At 74.5% G+C, this 16,954-nt stretch carries 14 protein-coding genes; 11 read left to right on the forward strand and 3 right to left on the reverse strand.

The annotated features are described in order from the left end of the window. Both MTO91_RS09925 and MTO91_RS09930 read left to right on the forward strand, forming a co-directional pair. On the forward strand, positions 1 to 1,773 hold the full coding sequence (locus tag MTO91_RS09925; RefSeq protein WP_476654341.1) for an FAD-dependent monooxygenase: 1,773 nt from the start codon (positions 1 to 3) through the stop codon (positions 1,771 to 1,773). Continuing rightward, positions 1,748 to 2,947, forward strand: coding sequence for a homogentisate 1,2-dioxygenase (locus tag MTO91_RS09930; RefSeq protein ID WP_178375320.1), 1,200 nt, complete (start codon positions 1,748 to 1,750; stop codon positions 2,945 to 2,947). Before MTO91_RS09925 ends, MTO91_RS09930 begins: the two co-directional genes overlap by 26 nt. A gap of 13 nt (positions 2,948 to 2,960) precedes the next feature. On the opposite strand, the gene MTO91_RS09935 is transcribed toward MTO91_RS09930, so the two are convergent. Together MTO91_RS09935 and MTO91_RS09940 are read right to left on the reverse strand one after the other, a co-directional pair. Next, entirely contained in the window at positions 2,961 to 3,929 is a 969-nt protein-coding gene (locus tag MTO91_RS09935) for an arsenic resistance protein (protein ID WP_253067952.1), read from the reverse strand. Beyond that, the gene (locus MTO91_RS09940; RefSeq protein ID WP_476654342.1) at positions 3,926 to 4,387 is read right to left on the reverse strand and encodes a hypothetical protein; all 462 of its coding nucleotides are present in this window, start codon (positions 4,385 to 4,387) and stop codon (positions 3,926 to 3,928) included. Before MTO91_RS09940 ends, MTO91_RS09935 begins: the two co-directional genes overlap by 4 nt. 520 nt (positions 4,388 to 4,907) lie before the next feature. Between MTO91_RS09940 and MTO91_RS09945 the strand changes: the two genes are divergently transcribed. From MTO91_RS09945 to MTO91_RS09960, 4 genes are all read left to right on the forward strand, one after another. Further along, a complete protein-coding gene (locus MTO91_RS09945; protein ID WP_476654343.1) occupies positions 4,908 to 6,188 on the forward strand; it encodes a hypothetical protein in 1,281 nt (426 codons plus the stop codon). Between the two features lie 141 nt (positions 6,189 to 6,329). Further along, positions 6,330 to 8,000 carry an FAD-binding dehydrogenase gene (locus tag MTO91_RS09950; RefSeq protein WP_476654344.1) on the forward strand — a complete coding sequence of 557 codons (1,671 nt, stop codon included), beginning with the start codon at positions 6,330 to 6,332 and terminating at the stop codon, positions 7,998 to 8,000. 87 nt (positions 8,001 to 8,087) lie between these two features. Further along, complete coding sequence (locus tag MTO91_RS09955) at positions 8,088 to 9,035, forward strand: PDR/VanB family oxidoreductase (protein WP_476654345.1); 948 nt, start codon at positions 8,088 to 8,090, stop codon at positions 9,033 to 9,035. A 38-nt stretch (positions 9,036 to 9,073) separates the two neighbouring features. Then, the gene (locus tag MTO91_RS09960) at positions 9,074 to 10,279 is read left to right on the forward strand and encodes a cytochrome P450 (RefSeq protein WP_073573961.1); all 1,206 of its coding nucleotides are present in this window, start codon (positions 9,074 to 9,076) and stop codon (positions 10,277 to 10,279) included. Here the strand turns inward: MTO91_RS09960 and MTO91_RS09965 are convergent. Further along, positions 10,276 to 11,169, reverse strand: coding sequence for a LysR family transcriptional regulator (locus MTO91_RS09965; protein ID WP_073573960.1), 894 nt, complete (start codon positions 11,167 to 11,169; stop codon positions 10,276 to 10,278). The two genes, MTO91_RS09960 and MTO91_RS09965, sit on opposite strands and share 4 nt — an antisense overlap. Positions 11,170 to 11,295: 126 nt before the next feature. Between MTO91_RS09965 and MTO91_RS09970 the strand changes: the two genes are divergently transcribed. The 5 genes from MTO91_RS09970 to MTO91_RS09990 are packed head-to-tail and all read left to right on the forward strand — an operon-like array spanning position 11,296 to position 16,839. Then, on the forward strand, positions 11,296 to 12,222 hold the full coding sequence (locus MTO91_RS09970) for a dihydrodipicolinate synthase family protein (RefSeq protein ID WP_476654346.1): 927 nt from the start codon (positions 11,296 to 11,298) through the stop codon (positions 12,220 to 12,222). Next, positions 12,215 to 13,951: an oxidoreductase gene (locus MTO91_RS09975; RefSeq protein WP_476654347.1), complete on the forward strand. Its 1,737-nt coding sequence runs from the start codon at positions 12,215 to 12,217 to the stop codon at positions 13,949 to 13,951. The genes MTO91_RS09970 and MTO91_RS09975 overlap by 8 nt, the downstream gene beginning before the upstream one ends. Before the next feature lie 37 nt (positions 13,952 to 13,988). Next, positions 13,989 to 15,299, forward strand: a complete 1,311-nt coding sequence (locus tag MTO91_RS09980) for an MFS transporter (protein WP_476654348.1) — start codon at positions 13,989 to 13,991, stop codon at positions 15,297 to 15,299. Beyond that, on the forward strand, positions 15,296 to 16,069 hold the full coding sequence (locus MTO91_RS09985) for an SDR family NAD(P)-dependent oxidoreductase (protein WP_100880211.1): 774 nt from the start codon (positions 15,296 to 15,298) through the stop codon (positions 16,067 to 16,069). The genes MTO91_RS09980 and MTO91_RS09985 overlap by 4 nt, the downstream gene beginning before the upstream one ends. Next, positions 16,066 to 16,839 carry an SDR family NAD(P)-dependent oxidoreductase gene (locus MTO91_RS09990; protein ID WP_073573955.1) on the forward strand — a complete coding sequence of 258 codons (774 nt, stop codon included), beginning with the start codon at positions 16,066 to 16,068 and terminating at the stop codon, positions 16,837 to 16,839. Before MTO91_RS09985 ends, MTO91_RS09990 begins: the two co-directional genes overlap by 4 nt. Positions 16,840 to 16,954: the final 115 nt, after the last annotated feature.

The raw sequence follows: 16,954 nt of genomic DNA on the forward strand, positions 1-16,954 counted from the left end.
ATGTCGACGTCCGCCGCGCCGGCCTGGCCGTCGTCGCCCGTCCTGGTGCTCGGCGCCGGGCCGGTCGGGCAGACCACCGCGCTGCTGCTGGCCCGCCACGGCGTCCCGACGGTCGTGCTGGACCGCCGCCCGGAGCGGGACCGGACCGGGTCGAAGGCGATCTGTCAGCAGCGCGACGTCCTCGACGTGTGGGAGTCCGTCGGTGCCGGGCGCCGGATCGCCGACGAGGGCGTCACCTGGACCACCGCGCGCACCTTCCACCGCGACACCGAGCTGTTCGCCCACACCTTCGCCGAGCCGGGGCGGCCCGCGTTCCCGCCGTTCGTGAACCTCTCGCAGGCCCGGACCGAGCAGATCCTCGACGAGCGGATCGCCGACGAGGCCCTGGTGGACCTGCGCTGGGGGCACGACGTCGTCGGCGTGGAGCAGACCGCCGACGGTGTCGCCGTCACCCTCGACGGCGGTGGGCGGGTCGCGGGGAGCTTCCTGGTCGTCTGTGCCGGTGCCCGCGGCGACGCGCTGCGCGGGTTGCTCGGAGTCACCTTCGAGGGCACCAGCTTCGACGACCGCTTCCTGATCTGCGACGTCCGCGCCGACCTCCCGGGGTGGGCCACCGAGCGCCGCTTCCACTTCGACCCGCCCGCGAACCCCGGCCGCCAGGTGCTGGTCCACCCCTGCCCGGACTCGACGTTCCGGATCGACTGGCAGGTCCCGGCCGGATACGACCTCGACGCCGAGACCGCGTCCGGCGCGCTGGACGCCCGGATCCGTGCGGTCATCGGCGACGTCGACCACGAGGTGGTCTGGTCCTCGGTCTACCGGTTCCACTCGCGCGTGGTGGACCGGATGCGGTGCGGCCGGGTCCTGCTGGCGGGCGACGCGGCGCACCTGGTGTCCCCGTTCGGTGCCCGCGGGCTGAACTCCGGCGTCGCCGACGCGGAGAACGCCGCCTGGAAGATCGCCTGGGTCGGCCGCGGCTGGGCGCCGGAGGGGCTCCTGGAGAGCTACCACGCCGAGCGGCACGCGGCCGCCCGGGAGAACGTCGCCGTCACCACCGCGACGATGGACTTCCTGGTCCCGCGCGACGCGGAGCGGGCGCGGGCCCGCGCGGAGGTCCTCGCCGCGGCGGCGACGGACCCCGCGGCCCGGGCGCGGGTCGACTCGGGCCGGCTGGCCGAGCCGTTCTGGTACGTCGACTCCGCCCTGACCACCGCCGACGCGCGGCGCCCGTTCGCCGGGCGCCCCGCCCGCGGCGAGGTGCCGCCCGCGGGACCGGGGGTGCTCGTCCCGGACGCCCCGGTGCGCACCCCGGCCGGTCCGGGACGGCTGCGCGCGCTGGCCAGAGACGGGTTCCTGCTGCTCACCGGCCCGCTGGCCGACGCGGACGCGGTCGCCGCAGCGGCGGCCGGTGCGCCCGGCCCGGTCCGGGTGCTCGCCCTCGACGAGCTGGACGGCCGCACGGGCACCGTCGCCGGAGCCCTCGGCGGAGCCGGGGCCGGAGCCGGAGACGGGGACGGAGCCGGAGCCGCAGACGGGGACGGGGACGGGGACGGGCCGACGGTGACGGCCACCCTGGCCGCCCGGCCCGACGAGGTGTGGCTGCTCCGCCCGGACGCCCACGTCGCCGCCGTGCTCGCCGCCCCGTCCCGCGACGACGTCGCGGCCGCCCTCGCCCGCGCGACCGCCCGCGGCACGACGGCGCCACCGCCACGGGCACGGACATCGAACGGACCGGAGGAGGGCCACGATGGCGTACTACAGGCGAGCCGGTGACGTCCCGCCGAAGCGGCACACCCAGCACCGGCGTCCCGACGGGACGCTCTACTACGAGGAGCTGATGGGGGAGGAGGGCTTCTCCTCGGACTCCTCGCTGCTCTACCACGCGGGCGTCCCGTCGGCGATCGTCGACGCCACCCCCTGGGACCCGGGCGACCAGTCGCTGACCGACAACCGGCCGCTCCTCCCGCGCCACCTGCGGCTGCACGACCTCGGCACCCCGGACTGGAAGTCGGTCGACGTCGTGACCGGGCGCCGGCTGGTGCTCGGCAACGCCGACGTGCGGATCTCCTACGTCGTCGCGGGGGAGACCAGCCCGCTCTACCGCAATGCCGTCGGCGACGAGGTCGTCTACCTGGAGTCCGGGTCGGCGATCGTCGAGACCGTGTTCGGCGCGCTGGACGTGGCCGGGGGCGACTACGTCGTCCTCCCGCGGGCGACGACCCACCGCTGGGTCCCCACCGGTTCCGAGCCGCTGCGCGCCTACGCCATCGAGGCGTCGTCGCACATCGCCCCGCCCAAGCGGTACCTGTCGCGCTACGGCCAGCTGCTCGAGCACGCCCCGTACTGCGAGCGCGACCTGCACGGACCGGGGGCGCCGCTGCTCGTCGAGCAGACCGACGTCGAGGTGCTGGTGAAGCACCGGGGCGGGCCCGACGGGATCACCGGCACCCGCTACGTGGTGCCCACCCACCCGTTCGACGTCGTCGGCTGGGACGGCTGCCTGTACCCGTACACGTTCAACGTCGCCGACTTCGAGCCGATCACCGGCCGCGTGCACCAGCCACCGCCGGTGCACCAGGTCTTCGAGGGCTCCGGCTTCGTGATCTGCAACTTCGTGCCGCGCAAGGTCGACTACCACCCGCTCGCCGTACCGGTGCCCTATTACCACGCCAATGTGGACTCCGACGAGGTCATGTTCTACTGCGGTGGCGACTACGAGGCCCGCAAGGGCTCCGGGATCGGGCAGGGATCGATCTCGCTGCACCCGGGCGGGCACAGCCACGGCCCGCAGCCCGGCGCCGTCGAGCGGGCGCTCGGCGCGGAGTCCTTCGACGAGCTCGCGGTCATGGTCGACACGTTCCGGCCGCTGGCCCTCGGTGAGGGCGGACGGGCCTGCGAGGACCCGTCGTACGCCTGGAGCTGGGCGGGGCGCGGCCCGGCCCGGTGACCGGGCCGACCGCTCACCGGGCGGGGACGAGCACCGGCACCAGCCGTACCAGCACGACCAGGGCGACGAGCTCGACCAGGGTCTGGGTGACGACGGCGAGCGGGGCGAGGGCGAGCGCGCCGGGCAGCGCCAGCGCGAGCGGGAGGACGACCAGCGAGTTGCGGGTCGTCACCGAGAACACCACCGCCCGGGTGGCCGGCACGTCCAGGCGGGCCACCCGGGCGGTGAGCAGACCGATCACCACGGCCGCGACGACGAACGCCAGGTAGAGCGGCACCAGCCGCACCAGGGTGAGCGCCTGCGCCCCGACGGCGGCGGTCTGCGAGCCCACGACCGCGGCCAGGGTCGCCGCCATCAGCGGCACCATCGCCCCGGCGACGGCGCCCTCGACACGGACTGCGCGGCCGGCCGGGCGCCGTCGTCGCAGGCCCTGGACCAGGGCCGCCGCGGCCAGCGGGGCCAGGACCAGTACGAGGAACGCGTGCAGGAACGGCCCGGCCTCGACCACGGCGAGGACCTCCGGTCCGGCCGCGAGCCACAGGTAGCCGGGCAGCAGGAGCATCTGCGCGACCATCAGCAGCGGTGTCGCGGCGAGCATCTGCGCGCGGGCGCCACCGGCGAGCCCGGTGAACACGACGACGTAGTCGATGCACGGCGTCAGCAGCACGAGCAGGACGCCCACGAGCAGGCCGCGGTCGTCGGCGACCCATCGCGACAGCCCGATCGCGACCGGCGGGACCACCACGGCGTTCGCCACCAGCACGACCACCGGGAAACGGGTACCGGTCAGGGCCCGCGCGAGGTCGGCGAGCGGGACCGCGAGGAACGTCGCGAACAGCAGCAGCGCGAGCAGCGGGGTGACCGACGCGGCGAGCGCGGGCGCGATCCGCGGCGCGAGGAGACCGAGGAGCGCCCCGGCGAGGATCGCGGCCAGGTACAGCGCGACCTGGTGGCGGTCCCACCAGGCGACGAGCCGGCTCAGTCGGTGCCCCCGGCCGAGCGGTACGCCGACTGCACGGCCGGGCCGAGGTCGGCGCCGTAGGAGACGTCGGGGGAGTCCCCGCCCTGCTGGTAGCCACCGGTGACGGCCAGGATCTCGGAGTCGTCCGGGCCGGTCAGCCACGGGCCGCCGCTGGAACCCTGGTCGAGGCCGGGCCGGTCGAGCTGCCACTGGTCCTCGTCGAGCGTCCCGGCGGTGCCGGACACCGTCGTCGCGTCCTCGTCGCCGTCGGCGACGCAGTGCGCGGCGGTGACGACGAGGTCGCCGGTGGTGGACTCGACCACCGAGGCGGAGCAGAAGTGGTCACCGGGGTCCTCGGCCGGCCCGTCGAACAGGGCGCCAGTCGCGGGCCGCGCGAGCGCGGCGCCGAGCAGCCCGGGGACGTGCCACCGCGGGCGGGAGGGGCCGTGGCCGGGCCGGGTGTCGGTCCGCACGTCCACCTCCCACGCTCGTCCCGCTGACCGGATCAACGGTAGAGGGTACTCCTGTGATCCGTCGGCCGGACCGCTGTGGACGCGCTGCGAATCCCGGTCCGGTCGGTGGCCGGCCCCGCCCGCGGGCGGACCGGTGGCCGGTGTCCGACGACCGGTCCGGCGTGTCCGTCCGCGTGTCGTCGTTGCGTCGACGGTGGGAGCCGACCGTGCCCCGACCGGCTCACCTGGTGATGCTCCGAGTGGGTCATCAGCTCTGATGAGGTCGTGTAGCGACCGTGGCCGCCGCCACGACACAGGGGCCGTCGGGAGCGCAGAGGCCCCGGCGACGACGGCCCGGGGACGGGCGGAGCGGTGGAGGCAGTCATGGCGCGTCGGGTCGGGGAGCACGGAGCACGGGTGGGCGGACGACGCCTGCTGGCGGCCGCGCTGGTGGGCGGTCGGGTTCGTCCCGCTCGTCGCCGGGACCGCCGCCGCCTCCGACGGCGTCCGGGTCTCCGACGACCAGATCCCGGCGTGCGGCGCGACGGTGAGCCCGACCGGGTACTGCACGGCTGTCCGCAACGCCGGTACGGCCGCCGTCGTCGACGATGCCAGGGCCCGCACCGGACACGGCTACCTGCGCCTGGACACCCCCGGCGGCGGTGACAAGGTCACCGTGTACGCCCAGGCCTTCGACGGGCGCAAGCTCTCGGAGATCACCGACCTCGAGTACCAGACCCTCGTCGAGCAGGTGGGCGGCCCGCAGCAGGCACCCGCCCTGAACATCCCGGTCAACCCGATGAAGGACGGCTCGACCTTCACGACCCTGGTGTTCGAGCCGGTCTACACCGGAACCGCCCCGGTGCAGACCGGGGCGTGGCAGACGTGGCCCGCGTCGAGCACCCCCGCGGGCAGCGGCGGCTGGTGGGCCAGCGGCAGCATCACCGGCACCGGCACGCCCAACCGGTACGGCTTCGACACCTACACCGCCGACTTCGCCGCGGTGAAGGCCGCGCTGCCCGACGCCGTCGTCATCGGCGGGATCGGGATCAACCAGGGCAGCGGCAACCCGGGGCTGCGCTCGGGCGTCGACAACCTGCGGATCAACGGCACCACGGTGGACTTCGACAACCCGGTCGTCCCGACCGCGCTCGCCGCAACCGGCGGCAACGGGCAGAGCGCCCAGGTCCGCACCGTCTTCGCCCAGCCGCTGTCGGCCACCCTCACCGGAGCGGGCAACGCCCCGGTGGCGGGCCAGGACGTCACCTTCACGGTGACCGGCGGCAGCGCCGCCTTCCCCGGCGGGGCCACCGCCACCGCCACCACCGGCGCCGACGGCGTCGCCACCGGCCCGGCACTGTCCGCCGGTGACACCGCGGGCCCGGTGACGGTCACCGCCACCGCCGGCACGATGAGCACCACGTTCGCCCTCACCGTGACCCCCGCGCCGGTGATCCCGCGGGAGGCCGACCTCTCGATCAGGCTCGGCGTGCCGGGCACGACGAAGGCGGGCACCACCGCCCCCGTCACCGTGACCATCCGCAACGCGGGCCCGGCCGGCGCGACCCGGGTCGCCGGTGCCGTCACCCTCCCGACCGGTCTGCGGGCCACCGCGGCCCAGGGCGGGATCGTCAGCGGCGGCCGCAGCGTCGCCTACCTGGTCCCGAGCATCGCCGCGGGCACCGAGCGGACCTTCACGATCACCGTGACCGTGGACCGCACGGCGGCCGGGGTGCGGACCCTCGACGCGGGCGTCGCCCCGTCGCAGGTCCGTGACCCGAAGCTCGCCAACAACGCCACACGGGTGACCACGACCGTCGTGCGCTGACCCCGGGGCCCCGGCGGGCGGGTCGCGGCGCACGGGCGCCGCGACCCGCCCGTCACCCGTTCCCGGGTCCGGATCTGATACGTCTGTGCGTACCGGCCGCCCCTGCCGGGGTGCGGTGGGCCGGCGACGAACGGGAGTGGCATGGACGCGGACGTGATCGTCGTCGGGGCCGGGCTGGCCGGTCTGGTCGCCACCCACGAGCTGACCCGGCGGGGCCGCCGGGTCGCCGTCGTCGACCAGGAGGGGCCGGTCGACCTGGGCGGGCAGGCGTGGTGGTCCTTCGGCGGCATCTTCCTCGTCGACAGCCCCGAGCAGCGCCGCATGCGGGTGCACGACTCGGTCGAGCTGGCCTGGAGCGACTGGCAGGGCAGCGCCGGCTTCGACCGCCTCGACGACGAGGACACCCACGCCGCGCGCTGGGCCCGCGCCTACGTCGAGTTCGCCGCGGGGGAGAAGCGCGCCTACCTCACCGAGCTGGGCATCTCCTTCCTCCCCACGGTCGGCTGGGCCGAGCGCGGCGACCTCACCGCCACCGGCCACGGCAATTCCGTGCCCCGCTTCCACGTGAGCTGGGGGACCGGTACGGGCGTCGTCGGACCGTTCGTCGACTCCGCCCTGCGCGCCGCCGAGGCCGGGCTGGTGACCTTCCACCACCGGCACCGCGTCGACGGGCTGGTCCGCACCGACGGCGCCGTCACCGGCGTCCGCGGCGCCGTCCTCGCCCCGGACGACTCGCCGCGCGGCGCACCCAGCAACCGCGACGTGACCGGGGAGTTCACCCTCTCCGCGACCGCGGTCGTCCTGGCCACCGGCGGGATCGGCGCGAACCACGAGATGGTCCGCCGGTACTGGCCCGAGCGGATGGGCACCCCGCCGTCGTCGATGATCACCGGGGTGCCCGCCTATGTGGACGGCCGGATGCTCGACATCGCCGCCGACGCGGGTGTGCGGCTGGTCAACCGCGACCGCATGTGGCACTACACCGAGGGCGTCGTGAACTGGGACCCGGTCTGGCCCGGCCACGCCATCCGCATCCTGCCCGGGCCGTCGTCGATGTGGTTCGACGCGCTGGGGCGGCGGCTGCCCGCGCCGTACCTGCCCGGCTACGACACCCTCGGCACCCTGCGCCACCTGCGCACCACCCCGGACATCGCGCCCTACGACCACTCCTGGTTCGTGCTCACCCAGAAGATCGTCGAGAAGGAGTTCGCGCTGTCGGGCTCCGAGCAGAACCCCGACATCACCTCCGGTCGCCGCAGTGCCTTCCTCCGCGAACGGCTGCTCAGCCGGGGTGCGCCCGGCCCGGTCGAGGCGTTCACGACCCACGGGGAGGACTTCGTCGTCGCCGACACCCTCGACGAGCTCGTCGCGGGGATGAACGCCCTCACCGACGCCCCGCCGCTCGACCCGGCCCTGATCCGCGGCCAGATCGAGGCCCGTGACCGGCAGCTGGCCCACCCCTACAGCAAGGACGCCCAGGTCCAGGGCATCCACAACGCCCGCCGCTCGCTCGGTGACCGGATCGGGCGGGTCGCGGCGCCGCACCGGATCCTCGACCCCGCCGCCGGTCCGCTGATCGGGGTGAAGCTGCACGTGCTGACCCGCAAGACCCTCGGCGGGATCCAGACCGACCTCGACTCCCGCGCCCTCGACGCCCACGGCGAACCGATCCCCGGGCTCTACGCGGCGGGGGAGGCCGCCGGGTTCGGCGGGGGCGGGGTGCACGGGTACAACGCGCTGGAGGGCACGTTCCTCGGTGGCTGCATCTTCTCCGGCCGGGCCGCCGGCCGGAGCCTGGCGGGAACCGCCTGAACCCGGTCTCTCACTGAGCGAGAGTCGCCTTCCCGGACGGTGGCCTCGCGACGGATGCTCGGCTCCTCGACGACGAGGGGAGCAGCGGTGACCGGTGCCGAGAACCGCACGGTCCGGGTGGCGGGCCGCCACCGGGAGTCCGACGGCGTGGTGTCGCTGGAGCTGGTCGCCGCCGACGGCGGGCGGCTGCCGGACTGGACCCCCGGTGCGCACGTCGACCTCGTCCTGCCCGGCGGGCACACCCGCCAGTACTCGCTGTGCGGGGACCGGTGGGACGCCCACCGCTACCGCGTCGCCGTACTGCGCGAGCCCGCCGGACGCGGCGGCTCGGCCTGGGTCCACGACCGCCTCGCGGTCGGGGACGAGATTGGTCTCGGCGGGCCGCGCAACAACTTCCCGCTGGTCCCGGCCCCGCGCTACCTGTTCGTCGCGGGCGGCATCGGGATCACCCCGATCCTGCCGATGATCACCACGGCGGACCTGCTCGGCGCGGACTGGGCGCTGCTCTACGGCGGCCGTACCCGCGCATCGATGGCGTTCACCCGTGAGCTCGCGGTCCACGGGGACCGGGTCCGGATCGTCCCGCAGGACGAGCACGGCCTGCTCGACCTCCCCGGCTTCCTGGGGCGGCCCACCCCGGACACCCGGGTGTACGGCTGCGGTCCCGCCCCGCTGCTCGCGGCGCTGGCCGAGACCACGGCCGGGTGGCCGTCGCACACGGTGCGGACCGAGCGCTTCGTCCCGCGCGCGACCGGCCCGGTCCGCGACACCGCCTTCGCGGTCGACCTCGCCCGCCGCGGGACCGAGGTGACCGTGCCGCCCGGGCGCAGCGTGCTCGACGCGGTCGCCGACGCCGGCGTCGACGTCCTGTCCTCCTGCAGGCAGGGCACCTGCGGGACCTGCGAGACGACCGTGCTGGCGGGCGAGCCGGACCACCGCGACTCCGTCCTCGACGACGACGAGCGCGCCGCCGCCGACTGCATGCTCGTCTGCGTCTCGCGCTCGGTCGGCCCGCGACTGGTCCTCGACCTCTGAGCCGTACCCCGACCCGATCCGACCGGAAGGCAGCGCCCATGACGGCCGCGCTCGACCACCTGCCCACCACCGACGTCGACCCGTTCGCCCCCGAGGTCCTCACCGACCCGCTCGCGTTCCACGAGGAACTCCGCGCCGCGGGCCCGCTGGTCCGGCTCACCCGCTACGACGTGCTCGCCCTCGGCCGCTACACCGATGTCCGGGCCGCGCTCGTCGACTGGCAGTCCTTCCGTTCCGGGGCCGGGGTCGGGATGCTGAACTTCCACACCGAACCACCGTGGCGGCCGCCGTCGCTGCTGCTGGAGGCCGATCCGCCGCACCACGACGCGCCCCGCCGCGTGCTCGGGAAGGTCCTCGGCCCCCGGGCGTTGCGCGTGCTGCGGGAGCGCTGGGCGGCCGACGCCGAGATCCTCGTCGACGAGGTGCTGGCCGGCGGGTACGAGTTCGACGCCGTCCCCGCCGTCGCCGAGGCGTTCCCGCTGCGCGTGTTCCCCGACGCCGTCGGGCTACCCGAGCAGGGCCGGGAGAACCTGCTGCCCTACGGCGACCTGCTGTTCAACGCCTTCGGCCCGCGCAACGCGCTGCTGGAAGAGAAGCTTCCGCGGCTCGGGGAGCTCTCGGCCTGGGTGAACGCCCAGTGCGCCCGCGACGCCCTGGCCGGGGAGGGGTTCGGTGCCGACATCTGGGCCGCCGCCGACCGCGGCGACATCACCGCCGAGCAGGCTCCGCTGGTCGTGCGGTCGCTCCTGTCGGCCGGGGTCGACACCACCGTCACCGGGCTCGCGGCGGTGCTGCACGCCGTCGCCCGGTACCCGGATCAGTGGGCGCGGCTGCGCGCCGACCCCGGGCTCGCCCGGGTCGCGTTCGACGAGGCGGTCCGCTGGGAGTCACCGGTACAGACCTTCTTCCGCACGACGGCGACCGACACCGAGCTCGCCGGCGTGCGGGTCCCGGCCGGGCGCAAGGTGCTGATGTTCCTCGGCTCGGCGAACCGGGACCCTCGGCACTGGGGCCCCGGCGCGGGCACCTTCGACCTCGACCGTGACCCGTCGGGCCACGTCGGGTTCGGGATGGGGCTGCACCAGTGCGTCGGCCAGCACGTCGCCCGGCTGGAGGCCGAGGCGGTGCTGGCCGCGCTCGCCGCGCGGGTCGCGACGATCACCCCCGCCGGGCCACCGCGCCGACGGCCGAACAACACCATGCGCGCCTGGGCGTCGATGCCGCTGCGGGTCACGCCGGCCTAGGTGGTGGTGGGATCGGACAGGTGTCGCAGGCGCTCGGCGCTGGCGACGAAGTCCGCGACCAGCGGGTGCGCGGCCAACCGGGGCCAGGCCAGCGTGATCGGTACCCGTGGCGAGTCGGAGACGAGCCGGTAGCGGATCTGCGGGTGGGTGTAGAGCCGTCCGGTGGACGCGGGGGTGAGCCCGACGCCCCGCCCGGCCGCGATCGCCTCCATCCATTCGTCGACGTTCCGCACACGCACGACGGTGTCCGGGCGCCGGGCCGGCTCCCAGAGATCGAGCGTGGTCGTGCCCGACACCACGTTGATCACGATCGCCTCGTCGGCGAGGTCGTCCAGCACCACGGTCCCGCCGTCCACCAGCCGGTGGTCCGCCGGCAGGGCCACGACGCGGGGCTCGTCGGCGAGCACCAGCGTCCCGAACCGGGGGTCACCGGGGTCACCCGGCAGGAAACCCACGTGCGTACGCCCGTCTGCCAGACCGGCCACGGTGTCGTCGTAACGCCGGATCTCCACCGTCACGTCCGGGTGGGCACGTTCGAAGTCGCGCACGATCGGCGCGGTGTACTCGGCCGTGGAGCCCCAGGTGAAGCCGACCCGCAGGGTGGGAGGTGCGCCGGTCGCGGCGCCGACCGCCTCGTCGAGCGCCGCCAGCACCCGGTGCACGTGTGGCAGGACCTGCTGACCGGCGGCGGTCAACTGCACCGTCCGGCGGTTCCGTGCCAGGAGCGTGGTGCCGAGCAGTCGTTCCAGCGAGGCGACGGTGCGGCTCAGAGCAGGCTGGGTGATCCGGAGATGGTGCGCAGCGCGGGTGAAGTTCCGCTCCCGGGCCACGGCCACGAAGGCGCGGAGATGCCGGAACTCCACTCCGTGCTCCGCAGGAATCTCTGTCATGCACCGGAAGCATAAGCGGTGCTGAAACGGCATTTCATCCCGCATGGTCGACCGGCCTAGCGTCGGTGTCAGCGCGCTGATCCGACGAGGAGAAGCCGAGCCGACGACGAGAGGACGGAACCGACGATGGTCTCCTTCCACGGGGTGATCCCGGCGCATCTGCTCCCGTTCACCGACGACCTGCAGATCGACGAGACCAACCTCCGCCGCCACCTGCGTGCGCTGCTCGACGTCGAGGGCGTCGCGGGCATCACGACCAACGCGCACGCCTCCGAGGTGGCCACGCTGACTGCGGACGAGCAGCGCCGCCAGCTCGACATCGTCCTCGACGAGGTCGCCGGGCGGGTCCCGGTCATCTCCGGGGTGTACCAGGACGGCTCGGCCAAGGCCGCGCGGATCGCCGCGGATGCCGAAGCCGCCGGAGCCGACGGCCTGCTGGTGTTCCCCACGGTCGTGTTCGAGGGCGGCGCACAGCTGCGCCCGGAGATGGCGGTGAGCCACTACGCCACGATCGCCGATGCCACGTCGCTCCCGATGATCGCGTTCGTCTACCCGGCGACGTCCGGGCTCCGGCTGGACACCGACACCCTGGTCCGGGTCTGTTCGGAGATCCCGACCGTGGCCGCGGTCAAGGAGTGGTCGAACGACATCGTCGCCTACGAGCGCAACCTGCGGGCGCTGCGGAGCCTGGACCGGCCGGTGTCGCTGCTGTCCAGCTTCAGCCGCTCGCTGCTCGCCTCCCTGGTGCTCGGCGCCGACGGGATCCTCTCCGGGCACGGCAGCCTCGTCGTGGACCTGCAGGTGGAGCTGTTCCGCGCCGTCGAGAAGCAGGACCTGGGCGAGGCACGCCGGGTCTGGGACCGCATCCAGCCGGTCGCCGAGGCCTGCTACGCGGACCCGTTCCTGGACGGGCACAACCGGATGAAGGTCGCGCTGGCGCAGCTGGGCCGGATCGACGCCGCGCACGTCCGCCCACCCCTGCAGCCGGTGTCCGACACCGAGCGGGCCACGCTGCGGGCGGCCGTCGAGCGGGCGGAGCTGCCCCGTGGCTGAGGTCCCCGGCCTGTTCGACCCGATCGAGATCGGGGGAGTGCGGCTCCGCAACCGCACGCTGCTGCCCTCGATGACCACCCGCCTCGCGGACGACGCCGGGCACGTCACCGACGCGACGCTCGCCTACTACCGGGCCCGCGCCGAAGGTGGCGTCGGCCTGGTCACCGTCGAGATGGCCTCACCCGAGATCGCCGGCAAGCACCGGTTCCGCGAGCTGGGCATCTACGACGACATGTTCCTGCCCGGCCTGCGCCGGCTGGTGGACACGCTGCACGAGGCCGGGGCGCGGGCGTCGATCCAGCTCGGGCACGGCGGCAGCCGGGCGCGGTCCGTCGTCTCCGGCACCACGCCCGTGGCGCCGTCGGCGGTGCCCACCCCGGTCTTCGAGATCGAGGCCGAGCTCGCCGTCCCCGAGGCCATGTCGGCTGCCCGGATGCGCGAGACGGTCGACGCCTACGTGGCCGCGGCGGCCCGCGCGCAGCGGGCCGGGTTCGACATGGTCGAGCTGCACGGCGCGCACGGCTACCTGATCTCGCAGTTCCTGTCCCCGCTGGAGAACACCCGCTCCGACTCCTACGGCGGGTCGCTGGAGAACCGCGCACGCTTCGGGCTGGAGATCCTGCGCCGCATCAAGTCCGAGGTCCCCGGCCTGCCGGTGATCTTCCGGATCGGGGTGGAGGACTTCTTCCCGGGCGGGCTCACCGCCGACGAGGGCATGCAGGTCGGCCGGTGGGCGGAGCGGGACGGCGCCGACGCGGTCAGTGTGACCGCCGGGCACTACCGCTCCCTGCCGGCCGCCGAGCGGATGATCCCGCCGATGGCGTACCCCGCGGCGACGTTCGTCGAGTACGCGGCACGGATGAAGCAGCTGGTGGACGTCCCGGTGATCGGGGTCGGGCGGCTCGGCGACCCCGAGGTCGCCGCCGGCGCCGTGGCCGACGGCAAGCTCGACATCGTGGCCCTGGGCCGCCCACTGATCGCGGACCCGCACTGGGTGGCCAAGGCACAGGCCGGAGTTCCGGTCCGGCGTTGCCTGGCCTGCAACCACTGCATCACGAACATGCGCTCCGGCGCGCAGCTGTCCTGTGTGGTCAACCCGGCGACCGGCCGGGAGGAGGTCTACGCCGGCACGAGCGCGCCGGGAGGCCGCCGGATCGTGGTGCTCGGCGCCGGACCGGCCGGGCTGACCTACGCCTCCCAGGTCGCCGAGGGCAACGACGTCATGGTGATCGACAGGGCGGAACGCGCCGGCGGGGCGTTCCGGCTCACCGGGCTCGCACCCCGGTTCAACGACGTCGCCGCGGCCGAACCGACGTTCACCGCCTACGTCGACGAGCTGGAACGGACCTGCCGGCTCGGCGGCGTCCGGTTCCGCTACGGCTCCGAAGCCACCGGTGACGACCTGCGCGGCGCCGACCTGGTGGTCGTGGCCACCGGCGCGCACTACCGGTTCGGCCTCGGCGCCGTCGTCCCCCGCCTGCTGCGCACCCGTGCCGCCCGCTCGCGGGCAGCCGCCCGCCTGTTCGCCTCCCCGCGGATCCGGGACGCCCTCTACTACCGGCTCCGCACCGGACGCGGCGCCGAACTGGCCCGCCGACTGCCCGTCGACCCGGGGAGCACGGTGCTCGTCGTCGGCGACGCCGCCCGGGCCGGCAAGGCCCGCGAGGCCATCACCAGCGCCTTCGACGCCGCCCTGGCCCCCAGCGCCCGATCCGCCCCCACCCCCTGACATCGACAAGAGGTCCCCTGCCATGACAGAGCCGTCAGTGAGCGCAGTACACGCACCACCGGGCAACCGGCGGCAGAGCAGCAAGGTCGCCTTCGCCAGCCTGATCGGCACCACCGTCGAGTGGTACGACTTCTACATCTACGGCACCGCCGCAGCGCTGGTGTTCCCGAAGCTGTTCTTCCCCGAGTTCTCCCCGGGTGCGGGCCTGCTCGCCTCGCTGTCCACCTACGCGGTGGGCTTCGCCGCCCGCCCGCTCGGCGGCATCGTGTTCGGCCACTTCGGCGACCGGGTCGGCCGCAAGAAGATGCTGGTGGTCTCGCTGCTCGCGATGGGCCTCGGCACCCTGGCGATGGGGCTGGTCCCCGGCTTCGCCGAGATCGGCATCCTGGCCCCGGTCCTCATCGTGGCGCTCCGGTTCCTGCAGGGCGTCGCCGTCGGCGGCGAATGGGGCGGTGCGGTGCTGATGGCCGTCGAGCACGCGCCGCCCGGCAGGGCCGGCTGGTACGGGTCGTGGCCGCAGGTCGGCAGCCCGCTCGGGCTCGTGCTGTCCACCGCGGCGTTCTCCGCGGTGAGCAGCCTGCCCGACGAGGACTTCCTGTCCTGGGGCTGGCGGGTGCCGTTCCTGGCCAGCGCGCTGCTCATCGTCGTCGGGCTCGTCGTCCGGCTGCGGCTGATGGAGTCCCCGGTGTTCGCGCAGATGCAGTCGGCCGGGGAGACCGCACGGCTGCCCGTGCGCGACGCACTGGCCCGGCACCCGGGCAGTGTGCTCGGCGCCGCCGGCGCGTTCATCGTGATCAACACGGTCTTCTACCTGGTCACCGTGCTCGGGCTGTCCTGGGCCACGTCGCACCTGGGCATCCCGCGCGGCACGTTCCTCGCCGCCGTCCTGGTCGCCGCCGTGATCATGTGCGGCACCGTCCCGCTGTTCGGCGCGCTGTCGGACCGGGTCGGCCGACGACCGGTGTTCGCGGCCGGGGCGATCCTGGTGGCGGTGTTCGCGTTCCCGCTGTTCTGGCTGATCGAGACGATGTCGACACCGCTGCTGTTCCTCGGTGTCATCGTGATCATGGGCATCGGGCACCCGTTGATGTACGGGCCGCAGGCGGCGCTGTACTCGGAGATGTTCCCGCCCGCGCTCCGCTACTCGGGTGCCTCCCTGGGTTACCAGATCGGCGGCATGCTCGGCGGGCTGGTCCCGCTCGTGGCCAGCGCACTGCTGGTCGCCTACGACCAGGCGTCCTGGCCGATGGCCGCGCTCCTCGTCGCCACCGCCGTGATCAGCCTGGCGTCCCTGCTCACCATGCGGGCCCGGTACGCCGACCACACCACCGGGGAGGTCGCGTCGTGACCGCACTCGATCTCACCGGTCGCACCGCCGCCGTCACCGGCGCGGCCCGCGGCATCGGCCGGGCCATCGCCACGGCGCTGGCCGACGCCGGGGCCCGGGTGGCGGTGATCGACAAGGACGCCGACGGCGCGCGGTTGGTCGCCGAGGAGCTCGGCGGCGTCCCGGTGTCGGCCGACCTCACCGACGCCGACGCCGTCGACCGGGCGTTCGCCGAGGTCGTCGAGCGGCTCGGGGCACCCGAGGTGTTCGTCAACAACGCCGGCATCCTGCGGGCCGGTGACCTGGTCACCTCCGCCGTCGAGGACTGGGACGCCCAGTTCGCCGTCAACACCCGGGCGGCGTTCCTGTCGGTGCGCGCCGCGGCGGGCCACATGCGTGCCCGCGGCGGGCCCGGCTCGATCGTCGTGGTCACCTCGAACTGTGCCCGGACCCCGCGGATGGACCTGGGTGCGTACTGCGCGTCCAAGGCGGCCACGGACATGATGGCCCGCTGCCTGGCGCTGGAACTCGCCGCCGAGCAGATCCGGGTCAACACGCTGTGCCCCGGCTCCTGCGACACCGAGCTGCAACGCGCCCAGTGGCGTGAGCTCGGCGTCGGCCCGGAGCGCCAGATCCACGGTGACCCCGCGAAGTACCGCACCGGCATCCCGATGGGACGTCTCACCACCCCGCAGGACGTCGCCGACCTGGCCCTGGTGCTCGCCTCGGACACCAGCCGGTTCGTCACCGGGCAGTCCTGGCACGTCGACGGAGGACAGACCCTGCCATGACCGACACCACCACCGACCCCCGCGCGGACTTCGCCGGGCTGACCGCCGTCGTCACCGGCGGGGCCTCCGGCATCGGCGCAGCCACGGCGGCCCTGTTCGCGGCGCGCGGCGCCCGGGTCGCCGTGCTCGACCTCGATCCGGGCGATGTGCCGAGCCCGCTGCTCGGCGTGCGCGCCGACGTCACCGACGACGACTCCGTCACCGCCGCCGTCGACGAGGTCATGACGGCGTTCGGCCGGATCGACATCCTGGTCAACAACGCCGGTGTCGGCGCGGCCGGCACCGTCGAGGCCAACGACCTCGACGAGTGGCGTCGGGTTCTCGACGTGAACCTGCTCGGGCTGGTGCGCACGACCAGGGCCGCGCTACCCGCACTGCGCCGCGCGGGCTCGGCCTCGGTCGTGAACGTCGGCTCCATCGTGGCCACCGCCGGACTGCCCGACCGGGCGTTGTACTCGGCGAGCAAGGGGGCCGTGCTGTCCCTGACGCGGGCCATGGCCGCCGACCACGTCCGCGACGGCATCCGCGTCAACTGCGTGTGCCCCGGCACCGTGGACACCCCGTGGATCGGCCGGCTGCTCGACGCCGCCGCCGACCCCGACACCGAGCTCGCGGCGTTGCGCAGCCGCCAGCCGACCGGGGGCCTCGTGGGGATGGAGGAGGTCGCGCGGGCCATCCTCCACCTCGCCGACCCGCACCAGCGCTCTCTCACCGGCGCCGTCCTAGCGGTCGACGGCGGGATGTCGGGCCTCCGCGTCCCGCAGGGCTGAGCCACGGGGCGGTATCCGTCCGACGGTCCGTACGGGGCACCCGCGACGACGGGCCCGGGCCGGCCCGCCCGTCGCGGCGTCACGGGCAGGTGATCGCCACCGGGCCGCGTGACCG

Source organism: Pseudonocardia sp. 2-7 (assembly GCF_056341085.1).